The following is a 16,870-nucleotide window of genomic DNA, read 5'->3' as shown; positions in this document are numbered from 1 at the left end:
CCATAATAATTGATTTTAAAAGGTTGGGTAAAGCCGATTTAAAAGGTATCGGCTTTCAGAATATCTCCGTACTTTATCTTTAGGTTGACCGTACGGCCGGAAATCTGCTTTTCGGTGAGCGTTACCCGAAGTACCTTGCGACCGGGAAAAGTGGCCTTTTTCAGTACGAACACATTGCGGTGTCTTTTCTTAAATTCCGTCAATGGTTGGTATTGCCACAGGGGTTTGATTTCCACGGTCTGCACGTTCGTTGCTTTGGTGATCTTCTTGTCCTCAATGAAAAACCGGAGTTCATCTACCTTGTAGGAAAGGTTTGATGTGTTGGTAAACGACATGTCAAGGAAAATATAATCACCTATCGTACTGATGCCATTCAATGCGATACCGACGCCGTAATCCCTCGTACTTCGTACCGCACGGTGAACATGTTTCGTAAGCAGACCGAGTGCAAGGTTTTTCATCTGGCTTCGGCTCAATCCGATTTCCGATATTTCCAACGGCCGCGTGTGTTCCGGTTTGATTTCCAACATGACAGGAATACTCGTATCGTTCATCCATAATGGGGCCGTAAGGCGGTATTGGGCCACGAAGTTATCGCTGACAATGGTAACTGTACCAAGTTCATGATCGAGGTGTTCTGTCTGCGTGGTATCTTTATTTAATTTGATACGCAATACGTTTTCAAAGGGCAGGTCTCCCGATACATGGTGCGAAGCGATGTCAACGTATTGGATGGGTTCGGGTGAAAGGAGATGTACGGTATGGCTACGGTGCAGACTTAATTCGGGAAGTGTTCCCAACCGAGTCGCCGTAGCTTGTTGGCTGTGGGCGGAATAACCTACAAAACATAAAAGGAAAAGGATTAAAAAATGATGTTTCTTTTTCATGGTGAAATCTTAAAATGATTTTACTGTTTGTAATTCTGTTGGCTTTAGCGGAGTGCCTGGGGATTGATGAGGTACACCATCGTGTTATATTTCAGTTTGGCCCTGTTCTTCCGTATATGCTTTGATACGGCGGTCGTGGTTGATTTGAACATCCGCTGAATGGCGCTCATGACCAACTGGCTATTGTTTTCCGCTTGTTGTTGCAGGGTAATCCCCTGCGTGGTGTTACCGCCGAGCTCTCGGCTAAACTCCCTGAATGCCGAAGCGGGCACGTACAGTCCGGGGGAACCGTCATTGTCGTACACTTCCAATCGGACGGGCAGTATGTTGTTTCCGTGCATGATGGAAGTGATGGTAAGCAGTACACGCTGTCCTGAAAAGCCTGAAATCCTTGCAAAGACGTGGCTGCTTTTCTTGACCAGGTGCGGGCCGACCAATAGGTCATCCATGAGCCGAATACGTAAACGTGAATCGGCATATCCTGTCATGTTTTCGTCGATAATAGCCTGTATGAAAGTGTTGTCACTTTCGGCACGAATGGTGTTGAACGCTCCTTGATTTGTAGCGTATTTGGAGACGGATAAGAGGGGTTGGTTTTCGAGTTCCCGTTTCGCTTCTTCCATGCGTTCACGTTCCCTGCGGGCTGCCTGCTGCTCAGGATCGTTTGACCTTGCCATGCTGTCCGCATAGGCCATCTGCATACGGAAAAGTTCCATCGGATCGGTATTGTCAGGTTCTTCCCTTATCGGTTCGGGTCTTCGCTGTAATGACGAAAGAGCCTGTTGTAAGGCTCTGTCCTCGTCGTCATTCTCCAAATCTCCATTGCTGGAAAACGGCCGCCTATCTTTGAGCGCCCGCTCGATGGAATCAAGTCTGCGTTTTTGCTCTTCGTTGTACATTTCATCGAAACGGAATTGTTCAGCCCGTTCCTCCTGTAACTGGCCTATTGCCGTATAGCCGTCTCCACGGCGGTACTGCTCACGGTAGGCGGCAAGTTTGTCGGAAAGCGCACGGTTCTTCACGTCCTCCGATACATCGGCAATCTGCCCCTGCAAGGGATCGCCCTCTTGCCCGGGTGCTTCTTCTTTAGCAAACCCAGTCTGGTACACATAAAAGAATAGGCATAGAAAGGGCAACACTATTAGGGGCAGCACATAGCGTGGTTGTCTGAAATTGATTTTCATATTGTTGGATTATATTAGGGTGAATTGTGGGGTTTGTTGGCTTCGGACAACCGCTTTTCGAGTACCTGCATCCTGTCGATGGCATTTTCCATCAGCAGGCTATCGGAGCTGTCCAAACTGTCTTTTTCAATCAGTCCATCAAGTACGGTGCGGATTTCCAACAACTCCTTTAAGGTCGAAACGGTGGTGACGATACCGCCCATTCCATCCATTAAGGGTTGTTGTACGAAAAGATTTGGGCTGTCTTTCTTGGATTTTTCCTTTGGGAGAAAAAGAAAGCATCCAACGGAACCAAGGATGCTTAGTATCATTGCGACAAATACCGTACGTGGCCGGGTTTCAAGGAACCGTTTAGTACGGTGGGCGCTTCCATCGGCGTACTTGCCAAATTCCCTGTAAAAAGCTGTCCACACCGTCGTATCAGGCGGACGGTTAGAAGTTATTTTTCTGAACATAGCTGATGTCTTTGTTTTCGAGTGTTTTCCATCGGGTTATCAGTACGCCGTGGCCATTGTTCTCCGTGCGCATTTCAAGGTCTCGCAAATAGCCCTCCGTGACCAACGTGCGTACAACTGTCGAGCTGCGCCGGTCTATGGTCTGTTTGCCGTAGTAGCGGAAATATTTGTTCACCAGATCGAGATGGATGGAATCCGTCTGGATGGTGAGTACGGAGCTGGACGATAGTACGGAGTTGAAAAAACCTTTTTCCCGTAGGTTATTGTACTGCAATGCACCGGATTCATCGATCAGGTACATGGCTTTTTTCATTTGGTATTCGATGAATTTATCGTCGGGTGCAAGGGTGAAAAACAGCGAATGGAACAGGTTGATATGTGTACGGTACTCGACGGGTCTGTTCACCTCCACGTCTGTCTGTCGTGCGGACATGGGTACGTTATTGGCATCGAGTATATACACTGATTTACGTGCATTACCGACCTGTTTGTAGGCAAAAAAAGATACCGCCACTACCATGAGCAGGGCGGCGGTCAGACTTGCTCCCGCAATAAAGGTGGCAAGCCTGATCTTGGCTTCGATATTTTTTATTATCATGAAAACAGATGCTTAAAAGGGTCTAAAATTTGGCTATTATCCTCCTTGCCATGCGGGTCGCATTGGATGCTCCGCGTCCCATTGTGCTTGCGGCCGAGGTGATACCGCTTGTCGATACGATCCATGTGCTGATGCTCGGTACGGTGAGCATGGTCAATCCTCCGATCAGGAACGTCACGATGACGATGCCGAAACTCAAAAGTCCGTTACCAGCAAATACAGCCATCTTCTCCATTGTGTCGCCCGTGCTGTCAACGAGTTGCTGATACCTTGTGATCTCGGCCTCCATTGCATACTGTTGGAACAGGCTGGCTATGTGCATGACCAGATAGGCAATTCCCGAATACAGGTTTACGCTGATAAACCGGGCTATCCATGTACCAAAGGAGTCCCTAAAGGCAGGTAGAATTGATACGGCGACACTAAACGGACCTAATATGATAAGGATGGTCAAATAGATGATCTGGATAATGAATATGATATAAACGCAGATGCGCAATACCCAAATAGCCAATGTTTCGAGTGTATTGGTCGCCAATAGCTGTAACCCGACCTGCATCCGGTTTTTAAGTTCAACTATCGGATTCCATACGGCGGTAAATCCCTCCTTTACCGTTGAGGTGACGGCATCCCATGCCTGACCGTACCATGTATCCGCTTCTTTTTCGGCGATCTCGGTTTCGGCCTGTATAGTGGTGAGCTGATCGGCAACGTCCACCATGAGTTTTGCCCGTTGCAATCGTAGGTTGATTACCTCGATCTGTCCGCTGTCAAAAAGGCTTTCCGTCTTGGCGGCTACGATGTCCGTGGGATATGCAAGTACGCGGGTAAACGTAGCCCACCAGATAATTACCATTACCAGCCCGAAGGGCCGCAATAAAGGCATAATTTCCATCTTCTTGTCGCCCGCCATCATTTCGTATGATTTGATGGCAAAGAATATGAGCATGAAGATGGCAGCGAGGGCCTGCGCATCGGTTATGAAAGTGTCGAAGTGTGTCCATACCGTGTTTTTCATGCCTTTGAGAAAGTGCATGACACCCTCTTCATAGACACCTTTCCCCTGCAAAAAGTTGAACGTTTCCTTAAATGAATCGGGCACGTTTACAGGGTTTCCCTGCAATAAAAAACGGGGCATTATCCCCGTCATGTTGATAAAGTCCATAAAGTAATCTGATTTTGGTTATTGCGTTCTTTTTAGGATGTCCTCCGCAATCTGTACGTCGGAGCGATTGCCCGAAAACTCCGGATGGTCTGGATTGTCACTACGTAGGCGGTCACGGTTCTTGGCCAATAAAAGGAATTTGGCGGCATAGTTCTTTTTGGCTTCCCATGCGGACAGTAGTTTCCTGTGTTCTCCAAGTAAACGGTGATAAGCCATGATACGGCTGCCACGGTCAAGCGTTGTCGTTCGGGCCGCTTCCAACCGTTCTTTGAGTTCTGCACGTTCTTCGCTGTACCATTCCAATAGACCTTTGCTCCTCAAATAATCCCCGACGTCCGGTGAAAGTCCGGCAAGTGGGTCGGTGTCAGTGTCGCCCGTCAGGCTTCCAAATTCCTTGCGGTAATACAGAAGCCACAAGGGGTCGGCATCCGTGACCAGACCGGAATAATTGAGGGCTTCCGTGACCGCTACGTTTCGGATGGTGTCCGTATGCTTTTTATAGGCTTCGTCCGTTTGTTGCATGGCCAGTACCATACCCATGCGCAAGGTTTGCGGGCCTGTACCGCTCAACGGTCGGCGGTCGGTCTTGGGGTAATTGGGGTGCCACGCCCAGGTGAGCCAATATTGATAGTTGAGACCGAGAAAGCCACTTGTCGGTGTAAACTTCTTGCGATCCCATTGCTTGTGAACCATACGTTCCTGTTGGTGTACGATATGTTTGTCGGTCTGTCGCTTCACGTTCTGCGCCATTGTTCCCGTGATGGAAAACAGGCACAACAGTAGCGTTGTGATATATTTTGTTATCATATTCAGTCTTTAAATAGATAATAGTTCCGAATGATCTCATCCGCTTTGCGCTTGTCCATATTGATAAAGTTTCTGTATGGATTCGCTGTTTTCAGTACGCCATTAATCTTCGCCCAATACATAGACCTTTCCATGCTGAATACCAATGCCCGTATCACTTTCAGTTCAAGAATGATCTTGCGCATGAGGTGGTCTCTTTTTTCGTAATCCATGAGTACGTTTTTTCCCTCTTGGAGAACAAACTTGGAGACTTCGGCAGCAAGGTTTATTCCCCTGTCCTTTAGCTGGCGGGCGACGTCCTCGGCAAAGAGCAGCAGCCACGGTTCACCTTTGGCGGTTTCGAGCATTTTTGTGCTGTGGTTGGCTATGTCCTGAACAAGCCTTGTAATATGGAGCGCGGAACGGCCGGACTTCAATGCCCGATCCACTTCGGTCAGTGATCGGTGTATCATATTCTGCACCAGTACCACGGAAGAAAGGTTGACGTTAATATCGTCGATCCGTCCACGGATGTTACCAAGCATATTGTTGTGGGCCTGTTCGGAAACCAACCTGACCGCACCATTCTCGTTTACGATGGCAAGATGCTTGGCATCGTAGATGATCGTCACATAGCTTTGTCCGAAAACCCATGTTGAAAGACACATAAACAGTAGGGTTATGAGTTGTGTTTTCATGGTTTAAATTCTTCCAATTGTCTTAAAATATTATCGACTATGCGCTTGTCCTCGTTGATGTAGGCCGAAAACGGATTGAGGGAATTGAGCAGTTTTTTTCGTGTCGAATAGTACATGGTAATTGCAAGCCCCCTTGATGCTCCGGCGATTGCCCGAAGCTCCTGCAGGACGTGTCCGTACAGTATTCTCCTGTCGCTCGCTTTCATCTGGTTGAGGTCGCTGATACTGATAAAAAGTCCGGTGAGGTAACGGGTTAACTGCACGGCTTTTTCTGCCATATCCCTTTCCGCATCTATGGCGAGCAACATAAATTCGGGATATGTGAAAACAATGCCTATAATCCTTTTCTGTTGGTTTATGATCTCGGTTACGATTGGCGCGGATTCCAACCCCATACTAAGCCCCTGCAAAGCTGTTCCCAAAACCTGAAAACGGCTGTGCAGTTCTCGGTAACGGGTTTTGAGTTTTGCCGTTTCCTCTCGGTTCACTTCCTCGTTGGCCGAAGTAATGGCCTGTTTGTTTCTTGCGGTGATTTGGCGGTCGTATTCATCTTTGCTGTGTTCGACCAATTGGTGGAGTAGTTCCACATTGAGCTGTGCGTTTGCTTTGGTCAAGGCGATGACCAAAATCAATAGGGTTAGGATTACGTATCTCATCATTTGAGCAATCTTGAATTACGAATAATGTCATCGGCAATCTGTTTGTCGATATTGATAAAACCAGCGTATGGGTTGATGGAGTTAAGAATACCGCGTTGCTTCGCCCAGTACATACTTCGGAGCATCCCAAAGGCTACGCCCCGCAAGATGGTCAACTCCGTTCTTATACGGTTGAGCAATTTTGCCCGCTCTCCCGAATCCATTAGGTTGTCCTTTCCACCTTTTAGCACAAAAGCGCTGACCTCGGCAGACAGGTTGGTCGCCCGTGTCTTAAATTCCCTTGCGCCCGCTTCGGCGAACAGTAGGAGTGCTGGATTTCCCTTTGCAATGTTCATTGCCTTTTCCACGTCGTTAACGATGTCAAGGGAAATACTGGCAATATCTTTCACGGTGAGCAGGGAACGGACAACGCCGGAAACTTCGCTCAACCCTTTATAAATCTTGTCCTGCAAATCGTTCACGATCAGGAGCTGGCCAGTTACGGCCAACTGTCCTCGCTGGATTAGCGTGAGGTTGTCGTTTACGTTGCCCAGCTGGCTGTTCATTACTCCGGCATGGACACCCGTTGCGGCCGCCACGGCTGGGTCGATATAGATCTGTCCTCTTGCAAGGAAAACAGCAAAGGACAGGATCGTTATTGCAATAAATCGTTTCATGTAAAATCTGGTTTAAAATATTCTTCTGCTATTTTAATCGGTGCATTTGTCTGGTTTACCCGCCGGACAAAAGTGTCCAAAGCAAGCCCACTTTTCCCCAAATCGGAAACAAATGCTTCCAATCCCGATTGGTAATTCCCAAAGTGTTTTGCATAGGTTTCCACGGCACTCTTTTCGGGTTTTTCGGTGGTAAATGCGAGATATTGGAAAATGCTCACTTCTACGCCGAACACTTCCCCGGTCGAGCCACGCCGGATATAAACCTCCTTGAACCGGGAGCGGTCAGCGGTATTGTCTAACTTGCCGATCGTGAAGATTTTCTTCCGTTCCGTTTCGGTTATAGCAAGAAGTTTGGCGATTTCGGTATAGTTCTCCATAAACTTGCTCTGGTCAAGGAGACACACGGTATCGGAATTATTTAGGATACTGTCCTTGACAACGGCATTGCCGATGATGTCGCCCAGTTCCTGTGTGACCACGATGGCCTCACCCCAAAACTTCCGTACCGTTTTATAGAGATACAGGATATAGGAACCCATTAAAGGAGAAGCTATCGCTTTCCATGCTTCCTCGATAATCAACGCTTTCCTCTGATCTTTCCTGTGGCGCATCTTTTGGATGAAAACATCCATAATCACCAGTGTCACAATGGGGAATAATATTCGATTTTCCTTGACCGCATCGATTTCAAACACAATGAACCGTTCTGAAAAGAGTGACGAATCGGCGGCTTCGTTCAATATGGCATCAAACTCTCCAGCGCGGTAGAATTTTTTCAGCACATAGCGAAACTCGTCAAGGTCGAACGGTATCCTTTCCTCGCTTTTTATCTGCGGTATCTTGTGCAGGGCAAATTCATAGAACGAATTGAAATCCAGTTTATCGATATTGTTTGTTTTCTCGCCAAAACAGTCAGCATAATAGGCTGAAATAACATTGGAGATTACGTCACGTTCTACGGGTGAGACCGTTCCGTCCGCACCTTTCCAGAGCAGGCATACCAACGTGACCAAAAAATCCTTTTTCTCGATATTGTATTCGTCTTCTCCAATGGCAAAAGGGTTCATGGTGATCGGTTTTGTGTCCGACCAAGTAATGTACCTGCCCCCAAAGTAGGCGCATAACCCTGAATAGGAATGCCCCGTATCAACGATGACGACATCCATGTTGTACAGCATGTATTGCTGTACGAGGGCATTCATAAAAAAACTCTTGCCCGAACCGGATGGGCCCAATACAAACTTGTTCCGGTTATTGATACGGTTGGTACGCATCGGCAGGTCGGCAGGATCGATGCCTACGGGTATGCCCTGCCTGTCCGTGAACCGGATTAGAAAATCCGATTTTTCGTCACTTGGCAGTGTTTCCCTAAAAAAGAAACAAAGAGCGGCATCGGCGGTGGTCAGGAACCAATCGTATTTTTTCAGTTCTACGCCAACGCCCGGCAAAGCACATCGGAACAGTTCCAATTGGTTGTAGGCATTGCGTGAGGGAATAATTCCCTGCTGGAAAAGTGCGGCTTCGATAAAATTGGCCGTTTTGTCGATCTTGTCCATATCGGCACATACGATCATGGAATAATGGGCATTTACCAATAGCTGGTTGTCACGGGCCACGTCCACCAATAAACGGTCGATGTCCTCCACGCACATCAGGTTTGCCGGATCGGGTACGCTCGAATGCCTTTTTCGCTTAACTTCAAGTTTCCCAATGTGATCTGTTGGTTTGGAATCTCCAATAGCTGGTTATAGATAATGGTCTTATAACCGGGAACTTGGTGCAGGAAAAATAGGTTGTCCACCGGGAAATCCCGCATCCCACTCGTTTCTGTCCGGGAAGTAAATGCCCCGACCTTTTCTGGCAGGTCAACCGAATCGGTGTTGATGATACTGATACACCGGATTGCCCTTTCACCTATCAGCAACTCACGCTCTCCGCAACGAAGATTGTCCAATGCGATATTAGGGTTCTCAAACTCCATTCCGAGCACCCTGTTTACAAAGCGGTTTATTTCGGCTTCCGTAAGGTATGAGGGCGAAAGTCCTGCGCCCGTGAGCAGGTCGAACACTTTGTCCATATTCTGTCCGAAATTCACAAGTACCCGTCTGTCGTATGTATAGAAAGCACCCTTTTTGATTTGGCGGGTGATGGTCAGGTAGGTTCTGATCTCGGTGTACTCCCGTCCGTCAAAGTGTTCCTGGTATTTCTGTTGCAGAAATTCGGATGCGGGTTCGGCCCTGTACTTTCGCCTGATAAATACATCCTGTTTTTGGATGATATGCCCCTCGCCAAGTATTTTGACGACGCCGAGCAATACCTGTTGGAAAACGGTGTAGGCTTCGGGGTCGGCACCATACTGTAAGACGGGATTGGTCAGCCGCATAACGACTGAAAAATCACCACGGTCACCGTATAGTATGGGCATCCCCTGATAATGGTCTATGCCCACATAGGGCATTTCAAAGGCTGTCTTTCTCTCTGTTTTCATAGCTGATCGATAAAAGGATAGGATGTATGAACACGCCACGGTGGCGGGTTTTGTCATGGAGACCGCTACCTTGTTTCATGAATGTGTAGGCAAGTCCTGCACCCATCAGAGCAAGGGTTGCAAAGCCGCCCAGCAGCAGGTTGGACAATGCACCGATAAGTCCACCGATGGCCAGACCACCGATAAGGGAGCCTATGCCCCAATAGATAAACTTGCCTTTGAAACCACGGTAGATAAGAGGCTTTTGCAGCCCCTTATAAATCGGATAACGCTCTTGGGTCATACGCCGAAAAACGCTTTTATTACTACCGACACGAGTACCAAGAATAGGCATGATCCCCCCCACGACATCAGCTCCTTGTTGATGTCCTGATCTCCGCTGTTCCATTTGATGTACACCCGTATTCCCCCGATCAATCCGACGACCGCGCCGATGGCCAGAATGAGCGTCGAAATGGGGTCTACATAGCTGGTGAGTGAAGATGTGGCGGCATCGATACCCACGGTACCGCCCTGTGCGAATGTTGATTGGGCTGCGGAAAGGCAAAGCGCGACCACGGCAAACAGTTTTTTAGTGTTTACTGTCATAGAGATAATTGTTATAAAGTGAATGAAAAATGATTGGGCTGTTAGTGTACCCCGAAAAGAGCCTTTAGTGCGGCACCGACGAGCGACAGGAACAGGCAGGAAAAAAACCATCCCATAACCTGTGCATCGATGTGGTGCTTGCCGGACTGCCAATTGCTGTACACCCGCAATCCACCGAGCAGTCCACATACGGCACCGATGACAAGTGCAAGGTCGGAGAAGCTGAAATAAAAGTGGTTGACTTCTCCGCTGACCTTATAAAACTCGTCAAGGCCGGGTTGGGCGGTGGCGCAAAGGGCAAAAAAATGACAGCAAAGAATACTGTCACAAAACGGATTGATCTCATGATGGATTTAGTATGGAATGGCTTTGCTGTACTCGACCACGTCGTTTTGCATGAGCGATACGAGTTGCTTTAGGTTTATGCCTCCTGTGGATTGCAGTGGGCCGGACGAGATAACGGCCTTTCCCTCTTTTGCCGTGGGTTCATGTTCTTTTTGCGTTGGCTTGGGAATGACCCTTTCGGGCGGCGAATCTTCATCAAATGTCAATTCGTTTCCTCCATCGGCTGCCTGTGGGGCGCGGCTGTGGATAAACAGGTCATACAGTACGTTTAGGGCATAGTAAATGCCATAGATGCCGGCAACGCCGAGCAGGAATTGTGTCCAATTCATAGATCAAGGGTTTTAATGTGTTCTTTGATGTATCGGGTAAGTTCGGGATGGCTTTTTAGGAACAGGTGCAGACTGTAAGATATGATCTTGTTCATGTCGATACCTTTGGCAACGTTTAGTTGTTTGAGCAGGAAAAGAGTCTTGTCGTCCAAACGGATCAGCAGCTTTTCACGTCCGGTCAGTTCATGGTTTAAGATATTTTCAAACAGGCGTTCCAGTGTTTCCGTTTTTTTCTTTGGTGTGTCCTTTGTTTGCTCTGCAGGGGGGATTTCTTTTGCCTGTGGCGGTTTCCCTTTCCGTATGGAATCCCGAAGCTCGTCGGCAAGGCTTTTTATTCCGCTCATGATGGTTCCTCCTTAGCAATATATTGTTCAAATATCAGATCTAAGAGTGGCAGGATAACGGGATATAATATGATCGGTGTCTGGAACGTATTTACCCGTTGGAAGTCGATGCGATCCGGTAGGCCGGGTGCGACCGTACCGAAACCGCGAAGTACCTTTTCGACTTCCGTCCGTGTTTCGTACTTGACGGTGTTCTTGATACGGTTTGGCACGAAAATCAGGGGCGCCCGCTTGTTGATCTTGCTGATGACCATTGCAAACAGCAATGTGGAATCCACGGAAAATTCGTCAAAGGCAAACGGACAGATTACCGTATTGGCGGCGGCAAATATGGGGATCAGCCCGTCATCGTCCATCTTACCGGGCAGATCTATCAGTACGATTTCATTCCGTGATTTCCCTAATTTCCGTTGCATTGCCGGAAAATGGCTGAGGTCGGCAGGTACGATTTCGTACAACGCTTCATTTTCCAGAATCTTTGCTTTCTCCGCTTTGGCGGAAAGTGATTGCTGATAGTCCATATCGAGCACCGTAACCCGCCGTTCTTGTTGTTGGGTCAGGTAGTTGGCGAGCAGTAGGGTAAGCGTGCTTTTCCCTGCTCCGCCCTTTTGGTTTCCTATTAATATGAGCATAGTGCATTGGGTTTAATGGTATTGTTGATTAAAGGATGTCAACGGGTATTCGTCCGTGCCTTTCGCTTACGTCTCCGGTTGCGCCCGTGGATGGCCTCGTCGTCGATGTCGTCGGCAATGTCGATCTGGATATTTGGCATCCATTGTTCCGACGTTCCTTGTACATGATCGGTATAGGTTGCGGTTTCTTCGTGTAGCGATTTGCGTTCTTTTTCGGTTGATTCCGCTAAGTCATCTTTGGGTGATTGTACATAACCGTTTTCAGTTATTGTTTCTTCGGGTCGAGGTATCCGTTCCTTTACAATAGGTTTCGTTACACCCACTTTGGGCGATATTTCGGGTGTACCTTGCGATGGTGCGATAAATTCCGCTAAAGGCATGAGGTCTTTGCCCTTGTAGACCATCCTCTTTGAATGGTCAATGACGGTATAACCGTATGGTAGCTTTCCATCCTTGCCGTGGAATATGATCTGTACCCCGAATTTGTCCGATAGCATTTGTGCCATTGCTGACGTATAACCCGATGGACTGGACGGTCTACCCGCGGGAAGCGGGTCCGTAACATGGACTACCGCCGGATTGTACTGGCCACGGTACTTGGAAAAGACGGCACGGAGCTGTGCCAACCGATCAATGTCTTTGTCAAAAGTGCCGATTTTGGCGTCCACTTGTTCCAGAGAAACCGCGCCTTGCCTTTTGCCGTAACGGCTGATCTGATAAATCCCATCGGACAGTTTAAGGGAATAGCCCTGCGCTTCCAGCACCATAATGAATTGCGCCCGTGTGGAGAAACCATAGCTCAATGCTTCGATGCCCTTATCGGTTTGTTGCTTTTCGTCTACGCCGACTATACGGTTCAATACCTCGTAGGCACGGATTTTCTCAAAGCTGTCGTTTATCTTTTTGCCGTTCCGGTCTACCCGCGTTGAGACGATATGGATATGGTTGTTTGCCGTGTCCTTATGGAATACCAATAGGTAAGGTTGTTCGCCGTACCCCATACCGTTCAACCATTGTTCGGCGATGGCTGTAAGTTCTTGCTTGCTATGGGAACGTCCTTTGCAGGAAATGACGACGTGTAGCTGTGGGTATTTTGTCCGTTTACTGGCTTCGGATTGGCCTTCCAGATAATTGACGTAATCCTTTGGGCGGAGATTTTGCAGGGCCTGCAAGGCACCGAAATTTGCCACTTTCATGAGTTCGCCCTTGTCCTTGTCCACTTTGTTCGTGTTATAACGAACGCCTTTGAACGTGGCGGACGGTTTCAATATCTTAACGATCATGTCTGCCCCCTCATAAGTCTTATCAGCCGTCGAACGGACTGTTCTAACTTCCGTTGCAACCTGATATATTCGGTAAACAATGGGGCAAAGTCACGCATAATAGCGGAGTGCAACATTCCCTGTTGCCTAAGGGTATTGGCGTGTTTGGCCAGTTGGTTGATATTGTTGCCAGACCGCCCGATCTGTGCGCCGATACCGTCCAACAGTTTCATGATCTCAGTGGTATTGACCAGCATCTTTTTGGAGTGTTGGAGCACACGGATACGCACGATGTCCGCACGGCTTAGGCCAAGTGCTTTTTCAAGTTCAAGAAACTGTTTTCGTTCGACTTCGCTCAACCGGAGTTCAAAGCGTCTGGTTCGTTGTTCGTTGGATATGGATCTTCTGTTTGCATTTCTGTTTTTCATGATGTTTTGTCATTCTGGGAAACAGACTGTATGGCTCTGAATTATTCAAGGGCAACCTGTGGAACAATGGCATTACCGTAAGCTTTTATACTGTCGGTACGCCACGCAGGAAAGGTAATTCCGTCCAGTATTTTGGGAAGCCCATCATTTCTGCCAAAAACCTGGGGTTCAGTTGGCCAGTCATCCCAATTAGGAACTTGATTGTATCCGTATTGATTTGCTGGTGGTTTTTCAGTTTCATTACACCAGATTCCATTAGCGGAGGTAGCAAAGCTATCAATCTTTTCGGTGTTACATTGTGAATACTTCCATCGTGTACCTGTGTAGATATCATTCTTGCAGTTGCAGTGTTGCTGCCTTTTGTAGTAACCGCAGCTATCAGTCCGTTCTCCGCTGCCATTACAATAAGTGCGTCCTTGATCGAACGCTGTCTTGGCGTCCCATCTTTCATCGTCTGCTCCACAGTCTGTATTGTCTGCGGATTGATTGTAATCCGCTCGATCTGAATCGTGTTTGGCGTGGGCAACAAACCAGACCCTGTCCCTTCGGTGTGGTGCATTGACGGCAGCAGCTGGAATACACAGAATGACTGGCGTGCCGTCTTCAAGTGCCGGAAGTACATATCCTGCTGATCCAAATTCAGAAATAATTTGTCCAATAACTCTTCGTTGCAGACGGATAATTGTTGGACTTGCTTTTTGATCGTTGTCTGTACAAAAAAGCTCAATCGCTTGGACTTCCATTTCAGAAAGACTGTCCTGGTCCAAAATGGTGAACAGTCCAGCAACATTTTCAAGAACAATCCAATCCGGTCGTGCTTGCTTAATAATTCGGATAGTCTCTGGGAAGAGGTATCGGTCATCTTTCGTGCCCCTACGCCGTCCGGCTTGACTGAACGGTTGGCAGGGAAATCCTCCGCTGATGATGTCCATATGTGCCCGAAACTGAGTTGCATTGAAATCGTAGATATCTTCATAGTGTGTTGTATTAGGCCAATAATGTTTAAGTATGGTGCGGCAGAATGGGTCTTTCTCGCAGGAGAAAACGTTCTGCCACCCCATCCAGGAAGAGGCTATATCAAAGCCGCCGATGCCACTGAATAGGCTGCCGTGTCTTAGCATGGGAATAGTGTTAGAAGGTTAATAGATAGTTTGCCGCTACATAGGCTGACATGTGACGCTATTCAGAAGAAAATGGGAGTTGTGGCCTTTTTCGTACCTTGCACAATAAAAAACAAATAAGTGGGTTTATACCGTAAAGGGCAAAAAAGTGGGTTGGGCTCCGTTTTTAGTATTTAGGTTGGGGTACGTTCGATTCATAACCTACGTTTCGATCGGTCATATATCCATATATGCAGCTATCAGTATGTATGTCTGTTCGGATATCTGTATGGGTAACTAAGTAGATAGCTATTTATGTGGATATATGCCTATATGGATATGTATGTATATATGATAATCCGATTATCGGTATATAATTATGTACAGTTATCCATATATCGGAATAACTGATTTATTCCTCTCCGAAAGTCAACGTCTGTAGACTGCCCGTTGGTGCAGTAATTCCTCCTCACTTAGCACTGCCCGAAGCATATCATTATAATCTTTGTATGCCCTATATACACCGGAACGGTCTTTGGCCTGGGGTACGGCTTCGATCAGTCTTTGCGTACAGTTTCGGCCTGGATCGTCATTGTCGAAATATACGTCCACTCTAGGTGTGTCTTTGACACGTTCAATAGCATTCTTCACTTGGACAATTGAGTTCATTACGATGACAGTTGGTGCAGGATCTGGGCGGTTCATCTTGAGCCAGCTTAGGTAGTCCATATATCCCTCAAAGAGTACGGCATGGTCTGGATTGCCCGTAACCACCGATATTCCCTTTTTGCCGATACTACTCTTGAAACCTTTGGCGTTGCTAAACTCCCAATTGTTTTGATCGTTCTTCCAGCCAATGGCATAGAAGATGTTTTTATTTTTGAAGTCAAGACGGTTTCTATAATAGATTTCTTGCAGGTGGCCATTTGCAACGTCCCATATCCCACGTTCTTCAAGGTATTTGGTTAGGACAAAGTTTCGGCCGATTGGCTGTGTTCGCACGAGGTCAAAGATGTATCCTTTCTGATCTTGCTCCGTTGGTGGTTTGACAGGTTTGTAGGCAGGAATAATAGAAACCTGCATATCGCAGATTTCCTTTATCTTATTTAATACCTCAACAAAGGAGTGCTGAGGCCAATAGGCAAGGCCGAGCTGGACGATACTACCGCCCTGTATGCCCGTTGAGTTCGGTCCGCCGCGGTCAATCCATTTTCCACCCTTGTCCCATACCGTCAAGGACGGGGTATCTTGCTTGGTTTCCCGAAGCATACTGTGGTAAAAGAGTTCCTTGCCTGACTGGCGTACCGGATGGTGGCCAAGCCGGGCGAGAAACTCTGAAATTGGGATTTTCCGCAGATCATCCACGTTTACATATTTTGGCATAAACAATGATTTGGGTCAACAAAGGGGTATTATTTCTGCGTGCGGCACTTTGTCTTTGAAAATTTCGGCAAGCGATTGGTAATCGCCCCCTGTCTCATCGGTATACATCAGCACTCTTTGAAAATGGTACGCACGTTTTAGCGAGGTGGATATAAAGTTGGAATGGTTCAATATCAGGATCGACGCATAGTGGAGATATTTGTCGCTCCGCTTTTTCAGATAATCCACATATTCGGGGAATATGGCAAGCGCGGTTTCACTTGCCGCAATAAAAGTCATCCCTCTTGGGCCGATACAGCCAGAGTAATTTTGGGCCCGTACTTCCCAACCGCCGTTTTCGTTCTGCCAACCGGCGGCACAGAAGTCTTTGCGGTTACCTTTTTGGTCGGTTACATAATAATGGATTTCTTGGATATTGAGATCGGCGAGTTCCCAAAGTCCGCTAGACATCAGAAAATCGGTGATCTCTTTATTATACCCCAATGAGCCGGTACGTTCGATCTGATAATGAGGTATCTTAGTCGCTTTTCGCTTGCGAAGGGGTCTTTCATCTTTAGCTATTTGGCGTTGTATGGTCCTAAGTTTTTCCTCGATCTGTTTGGCGGATAGATCTGGCCAATAGGTACGGGCAAATTCAATGAGGTTGCCACCTTTACCGATTGGACCAAGTGAGCTGTCAAACCAAGTGTTCAATCGGTTGTTGACCGTTAGGACTATTTTGTTATTGGTTTGGTTTCCCAGTACGCTTGCGTACTGAAATTCATCGCCACCAATTGATACAGGTTCATGCCCCAATGCTTTGAGCAGGGCGGCGATGGTTAACGGCTCATCGTGCGGTGTCTTGCCTATATAAGATGTCATGCGTAAAATGTTTATAATTTGG

22 protein-coding genes and 2 pseudogenes are annotated in these 16,870 nt (G+C 47.5%); all 24 read right to left on the bottom strand.

Annotated elements, in window-relative coordinates; genetic code table 11:
* Positions 1 to 38 precede the first annotated feature (38 nt).
* The 24 genes and pseudogenes from traN to A0125_RS07470 all read right to left on the bottom strand — a co-directional run bounded on the left by traN (position 39) and on the right by A0125_RS07470 (position 16,848).
* Positions 39 to 887, bottom strand: a complete 849-nt coding sequence (traN, locus tag A0125_RS07565) for a conjugative transposon protein TraN (protein WP_066754157.1) — start codon at positions 885 to 887, stop codon at positions 39 to 41.
* Positions 888 to 931: 44 nt separating this feature from the next.
* Entirely contained in the window at positions 932 to 2,071 is a 1,140-nt protein-coding gene (gene traM / locus A0125_RS07560) for a conjugative transposon protein TraM (protein WP_066754156.1), read from the bottom strand.
* A gap of 14 nt (positions 2,072 to 2,085) precedes the next feature.
* Positions 2,086 to 2,526, bottom strand: a complete 441-nt coding sequence (locus tag A0125_RS07555) for a hypothetical protein (RefSeq protein WP_156472463.1) — start codon at positions 2,524 to 2,526, stop codon at positions 2,086 to 2,088.
* Positions 2,504 to 3,124: a conjugative transposon protein TraK gene (gene traK / locus A0125_RS07550; protein ID WP_066754152.1), complete on the bottom strand. Its 621-nt coding sequence runs from the start codon at positions 3,122 to 3,124 to the stop codon at positions 2,504 to 2,506. The genes A0125_RS07555 and traK overlap by 23 nt, the downstream gene beginning before the upstream one ends.
* A 22-nt stretch (positions 3,125 to 3,146) precedes the next feature.
* Positions 3,147 to 4,289: a plasmid transfer protein gene (locus tag A0125_RS07545; RefSeq protein ID WP_231863168.1), complete on the bottom strand. Its 1,143-nt coding sequence runs from the start codon at positions 4,287 to 4,289 to the stop codon at positions 3,147 to 3,149.
* An 18-nt stretch (positions 4,290 to 4,307) separates the two neighbouring features.
* A complete protein-coding gene (locus A0125_RS07540) occupies positions 4,308 to 5,096 on the bottom strand; it encodes a hypothetical protein (RefSeq protein ID WP_156472462.1) in 789 nt (262 codons plus the stop codon).
* Positions 5,097 to 5,098: 2 nt separating this feature from the next.
* Complete coding sequence (locus tag A0125_RS07535; RefSeq protein ID WP_066754148.1) at positions 5,099 to 5,773, bottom strand: hypothetical protein; 675 nt, start codon at positions 5,771 to 5,773, stop codon at positions 5,099 to 5,101.
* The gene (locus tag A0125_RS07530) at positions 5,770 to 6,432 is read right to left on the bottom strand and encodes a hypothetical protein (protein WP_066754146.1); all 663 of its coding nucleotides are present in this window, start codon (positions 6,430 to 6,432) and stop codon (positions 5,770 to 5,772) included. The genes A0125_RS07535 and A0125_RS07530 overlap by 4 nt, the downstream gene beginning before the upstream one ends.
* Positions 6,429 to 6,977, bottom strand: coding sequence for a hypothetical protein (locus tag A0125_RS07525; protein ID WP_231863167.1), 549 nt, complete (start codon positions 6,975 to 6,977; stop codon positions 6,429 to 6,431). Before A0125_RS07525 ends, A0125_RS07530 begins: the two co-directional genes overlap by 4 nt.
* Before the next feature lie 107 nt (positions 6,978 to 7,084).
* Positions 7,085 to 8,734 (bottom strand): TraG family conjugative transposon ATPase, encoded by a 1,650-nt coding sequence (locus tag A0125_RS07520; RefSeq protein WP_231863166.1) that lies wholly within the window; start codon positions 8,732 to 8,734, stop codon positions 7,085 to 7,087.
* A gap of 5 nt (positions 8,735 to 8,739) precedes the next feature.
* Entirely contained in the window at positions 8,740 to 9,576 is an 837-nt protein-coding gene (locus tag A0125_RS16110; RefSeq protein WP_231863165.1) for a hypothetical protein, read from the bottom strand.
* Positions 9,548 to 9,859, bottom strand: coding sequence for a plasmid transfer protein (locus tag A0125_RS07515; protein ID WP_066754141.1), 312 nt, complete (start codon positions 9,857 to 9,859; stop codon positions 9,548 to 9,550). Before A0125_RS07515 ends, A0125_RS16110 begins: the two co-directional genes overlap by 29 nt.
* Positions 9,856 to 10,164 carry a DUF4134 domain-containing protein gene (locus tag A0125_RS07510; protein WP_066754300.1) on the bottom strand — a complete coding sequence of 103 codons (309 nt, stop codon included), beginning with the start codon at positions 10,162 to 10,164 and terminating at the stop codon, positions 9,856 to 9,858. Before A0125_RS07510 ends, A0125_RS07515 begins: the two co-directional genes overlap by 4 nt.
* Before the next feature lie 41 nt (positions 10,165 to 10,205).
* Positions 10,206 to 10,484 carry a DUF4134 family protein gene (locus A0125_RS15365; RefSeq protein ID WP_231863175.1) on the bottom strand — a complete coding sequence of 93 codons (279 nt, stop codon included), beginning with the start codon at positions 10,482 to 10,484 and terminating at the stop codon, positions 10,206 to 10,208.
* 33 nt (positions 10,485 to 10,517) lie between these two features.
* Positions 10,518 to 10,838 carry a hypothetical protein gene (locus A0125_RS07505; protein WP_066754139.1) on the bottom strand — a complete coding sequence of 107 codons (321 nt, stop codon included), beginning with the start codon at positions 10,836 to 10,838 and terminating at the stop codon, positions 10,518 to 10,520.
* The gene (locus tag A0125_RS07500; protein ID WP_066754137.1) at positions 10,835 to 11,182 is read right to left on the bottom strand and encodes a hypothetical protein; all 348 of its coding nucleotides are present in this window, start codon (positions 11,180 to 11,182) and stop codon (positions 10,835 to 10,837) included. The genes A0125_RS07505 and A0125_RS07500 overlap by 4 nt, the downstream gene beginning before the upstream one ends.
* On the bottom strand, positions 11,179 to 11,814 hold the full coding sequence (locus A0125_RS07495; protein WP_066754135.1) for a ParA family protein: 636 nt from the start codon (positions 11,812 to 11,814) through the stop codon (positions 11,179 to 11,181). Before A0125_RS07495 ends, A0125_RS07500 begins: the two co-directional genes overlap by 4 nt.
* 38 nt (positions 11,815 to 11,852) lie before the next feature.
* On the bottom strand, positions 11,853 to 12,674 hold the full coding sequence (locus A0125_RS07490; RefSeq protein WP_231863164.1) for a hypothetical protein: 822 nt from the start codon (positions 12,672 to 12,674) through the stop codon (positions 11,853 to 11,855).
* A pseudogene (locus A0125_RS16615) lies at positions 12,675 to 13,097 on the bottom strand (relaxase/mobilization nuclease domain-containing protein); the annotation flags it as partial. It lies immediately after the preceding gene.
* Positions 13,094 to 13,504: a plasmid mobilization relaxosome protein MobC gene (mobC, locus tag A0125_RS07485; protein WP_156472461.1), complete on the bottom strand. Its 411-nt coding sequence runs from the start codon at positions 13,502 to 13,504 to the stop codon at positions 13,094 to 13,096. The gene mobC and the pseudogene A0125_RS16615, both read right to left, overlap by 4 nt.
* Before the next feature lie 85 nt (positions 13,505 to 13,589).
* A complete protein-coding gene (locus tag A0125_RS07480) occupies positions 13,590 to 14,366 on the bottom strand; it encodes a hypothetical protein (RefSeq protein ID WP_380883822.1) in 777 nt (258 codons plus the stop codon).
* A pseudogene (locus A0125_RS16610) lies at positions 14,335 to 14,565 on the bottom strand (DNA cytosine methyltransferase); the annotation flags it as partial. The gene A0125_RS07480 and the pseudogene A0125_RS16610, both read right to left, overlap by 32 nt.
* A gap of 468 nt (positions 14,566 to 15,033) precedes the next feature.
* Positions 15,034 to 15,987, bottom strand: a complete 954-nt coding sequence (locus A0125_RS07475; protein WP_066754128.1) for a toprim domain-containing protein — start codon at positions 15,985 to 15,987, stop codon at positions 15,034 to 15,036.
* Between the two features lie 15 nt (positions 15,988 to 16,002).
* Entirely contained in the window at positions 16,003 to 16,848 is an 846-nt protein-coding gene (locus tag A0125_RS07470) for a hypothetical protein (protein WP_066754125.1), read from the bottom strand.
* Positions 16,849 to 16,870 lie beyond the last annotated feature (22 nt).

Source organism: Sphingobacterium populi, assembly GCF_001586775.1.
GTDB lineage: Bacteria > Bacteroidota > Bacteroidia > Sphingobacteriales > Sphingobacteriaceae > Sphingobacterium > Sphingobacterium populi.
Note: the sequence above shows the minus strand (reverse complement) of the source record. Positions and strands in the feature narration are given on the sequence as shown.

Excerpts from the sequence above, each read along its gene's own strand:
- A0125_RS07540 (WP_156472462.1), bottom strand. The coding sequence starts at position 5,096 with ATGATAACAAAATATATCACAACGCTACTGTTGTGCCTGTTTTCCATC.
- A0125_RS07500 (WP_066754137.1), bottom strand. The coding sequence starts at position 11,182 with ATGAGCGGAATAAAAAGCCTTGCCGACGAGCTTCGGGATTCCATACGG.
- A0125_RS07480 (WP_380883822.1), bottom strand. The coding sequence starts at position 14,366 with ATGACCGATACCTCTTCCCAGAGACTATCCGAATTATTAAGCAAGCAC.
- A0125_RS07545 (WP_231863168.1), bottom strand. The coding sequence starts at position 4,289 with ATGGACTTTATCAACATGACGGGGATAATGCCCCGTTTTTTATTGCAG.
- A0125_RS07555 (WP_156472463.1), bottom strand. The coding sequence starts at position 2,526 with ATGTTCAGAAAAATAACTTCTAACCGTCCGCCTGATACGACGGTGTGG.
- A0125_RS07510 (WP_066754300.1), bottom strand. The coding sequence starts at position 10,164 with ATGACAGTAAACACTAAAAAACTGTTTGCCGTGGTCGCGCTTTGCCTT.
- traN (WP_066754157.1), bottom strand. The coding sequence starts at position 887 with ATGAAAAAGAAACATCATTTTTTAATCCTTTTCCTTTTATGTTTTGTA.
- A0125_RS16110 (WP_231863165.1), bottom strand. The coding sequence starts at position 9,576 with ATGAAAACAGAGAGAAAGACAGCCTTTGAAATGCCCTATGTGGGCATA.
- A0125_RS07530 (WP_066754146.1), bottom strand. The coding sequence starts at position 6,432 with ATGATGAGATACGTAATCCTAACCCTATTGATTTTGGTCATCGCCTTG.
- A0125_RS07495 (WP_066754135.1), bottom strand. The coding sequence starts at position 11,814 with ATGCTCATATTAATAGGAAACCAAAAGGGCGGAGCAGGGAAAAGCACG.
- traK (WP_066754152.1), bottom strand. The coding sequence starts at position 3,124 with ATGATAATAAAAAATATCGAAGCCAAGATCAGGCTTGCCACCTTTATT.
- mobC (WP_156472461.1), bottom strand. The coding sequence starts at position 13,504 with ATGAAAAACAGAAATGCAAACAGAAGATCCATATCCAACGAACAACGA.
- A0125_RS07475 (WP_066754128.1), bottom strand. The coding sequence starts at position 15,987 with ATGCCAAAATATGTAAACGTGGATGATCTGCGGAAAATCCCAATTTCA.
- A0125_RS07525 (WP_231863167.1), bottom strand. The coding sequence starts at position 6,977 with ATGAACAGCCAGCTGGGCAACGTAAACGACAACCTCACGCTAATCCAG.
- A0125_RS07505 (WP_066754139.1), bottom strand. The coding sequence starts at position 10,838 with ATGAATTGGACACAATTCCTGCTCGGCGTTGCCGGCATCTATGGCATT.
- A0125_RS07535 (WP_066754148.1), bottom strand. The coding sequence starts at position 5,773 with ATGAAAACACAACTCATAACCCTACTGTTTATGTGTCTTTCAACATGG.
- A0125_RS07470 (WP_066754125.1), bottom strand. The coding sequence starts at position 16,848 with ATGACATCTTATATAGGCAAGACACCGCACGATGAGCCGTTAACCATC.
- A0125_RS07515 (WP_066754141.1), bottom strand. The coding sequence starts at position 9,859 with ATGACCCAAGAGCGTTATCCGATTTATAAGGGGCTGCAAAAGCCTCTT.
- traM (WP_066754156.1), bottom strand. The coding sequence starts at position 2,071 with ATGAAAATCAATTTCAGACAACCACGCTATGTGCTGCCCCTAATAGTG.